The 1,940-nt window shown below is 54.4% G+C and carries 2 protein-coding genes and 1 pseudogene; all 3 read right to left on the reverse strand.

Going from position 1 to position 1,940, the window contains the following annotated elements:
- Nucleotides 1–134, reverse strand: a pseudogene (locus AACS18_RS12655) (DUF2787 domain-containing protein); the annotation flags it as partial.
- 84 nt (nt 135–218) lie between these two features.
- Nucleotides 219–665 carry a hypothetical protein gene (locus AACS18_RS12660; protein ID WP_108612439.1) on the reverse strand — a complete coding sequence of 149 codons (447 nt, stop codon included), beginning with the start codon at nt 663–665 and terminating at the stop codon, nt 219–221.
- A gap of 50 nt (nt 666–715) precedes the next feature.
- Nucleotides 716–1,940, reverse strand: a 1,225-nt coding sequence (locus AACS18_RS12665) for a hypothetical protein (protein ID WP_219927968.1), incomplete at its 5' end; no start/stop codon positions are given.

The following is a 1,940-nucleotide window of genomic DNA, read 5'->3' on the forward strand; positions in this document are numbered from 1 at the left end:
CTGCGAAAGTTGAAGGTGAGTTGGGTCAGGCGCTCGAGGTTGAGGCCAATATGGGCGACCTCCTGATTGAGCAACGCGAGCAGCGCTTGGGCAACGGGCAGGGCAAAACCGTCCTGGAGAAAGGGAATAGTCATAAGCGTTCCTTGTCATATCCAATAAAGCGAGGGAGGCATTAGCCTCCCTCTGGATGTGGTTGTAATGGTGGGTGTAAGCCATCGTCACGGTGTGCCAAAGTCCGTTGATGACCCAGGCGAAATACAGTTGTTATCTGGTGAGCCAATGGCAGGCAGTACCTCTGCAAGGTGGCTGGTGGGCAAATCGATGGGTGGATTTGACGGCAGCAATAGCGCCACCGAGGTTGCGTTGCGAAGCGCTTCCCAGAACGTGGGGAAGTCCCCTTGCCGGTAAGGGGCATCGTAGCGTTCCCCGTCCACCAGCAAGGCAAACTGACGTTTGCTGTCGCTGCCATACTCACGACCGTTCACCGTCGCCAACATGGTGAGTGGCGCATCATCCCGGCAGATGAGGGTGAGCAGGGTGGAGCCTGCTAGGTTGACGGTGTAGTTCGCCTGCGTACCCGGCCCCCAACTGCGAGACCAGCCACTTTCCTCTGCCCCGACACCACTGGTGACAAGTGCCACCAGCAGTGCGATAAGTCGGTTCATTGTGGTTACCTTTTAAAAATAACAGGGGGCTGTTGCCTCCCTGGGTTGGGTTATTGGTCAAACGACAGCGTCTGCTCGCCACCGAGTGTGGTCACCGTGACCTCCAAGGGGTTGCAGTCTTCCGGCAGCAGAGAGAGCGTTACTTTGCCGCCAAAGCCCATCCGAAATGGCAGCTTGGCTTTCGGATCGATCGTGCAACTGCCCCGGTTGATCTTGAGGTCGGTGATCACCATCCGGTTACTGCGGCTGGTAATGTCGAGCAAGTACTTGTTCCATGTCGTTTTGCGATAGTACGGATTGATACGCTTACGCAGATGCACATCCCCATCCTTCAACGGTTCGATGTTGGCCAGATCATCATCAAGCACAGCCGCGCTGTGCTGCTCGGCGGTTAGGCAAGGGAAGCCTGGCGTACCCAGTGCAGGTAAGGTTTTCGCTATCTCATTGGTTGGGAAAGAGAATTTTCTGCTATTTCTATCACCCTGATGGACCCACAGCTCTTTTGCATTTCTCAATGCTGTCCAAAGCTTTTCAAAACTTTGCTTGTCTTGAAGGGCCCGGTGACCCACGAAGATCTTGCCATCGACGTCAAAAACGAAATCATTTTGATAGTCCTGAGAGCCATATTTTCCGACACTCATGATGTTCACATCGATGGTGGCTGGTTTGTTGGGGTGACATCTAATGGTGAATGAGTCAGCTCGGTTATATACGGAATAGGTATATCCTTTGCTCGCATCGCCAAAACTGCTCCAGCTCCCTTTGGCAGGTTGCGGCTTCTCTGACTCGGGTTTCTCTTTGGCTCGGCAGAAATAGCCCGATGAACCGACGGCAGGCAACGCAGCAGCGAGTCCCGTGGTGGGTACTGGGACGATGCCTTGCTCTTCCTCGTCTTCAGTAAAAATCGCCAGTTGCTTGGCAGCGCGAAGCGCTTCCCAAAAGGCCGGGAAGTCCTCACCGAGACGACGAATACCATCGTATCGCTTGCCATCAATAATCAACCCGAATGCCTTGTCTCCGTAGTGGCCATACTGGGTATAACCCACCGTCGCAATGAGCTCGGCGGTATCGCTGGGGTCACAGGTGAGGGTCAGGCTCACCTCCTCCTTCCCTGAGTTGTCCTCCACCCGGTAGTTGTATCCCGGAAAGGGCTTGCCCTTGCTGACTTGCCACACCCCCTCTTGGGCAGGTGCAGCATGGGCCTGAATGGCTGCCAGCATGGCAAGCAGTAACAGTGACTTTTTCATATTTGTTTCCTTGTTATTTGTTCCGTCT

Source organism: Aeromonas sp. HMWF015, assembly GCF_963878965.1.
Classification (GTDB): Bacteria; Pseudomonadota; Gammaproteobacteria; order Enterobacterales; family Aeromonadaceae; genus Aeromonas; species Aeromonas veronii.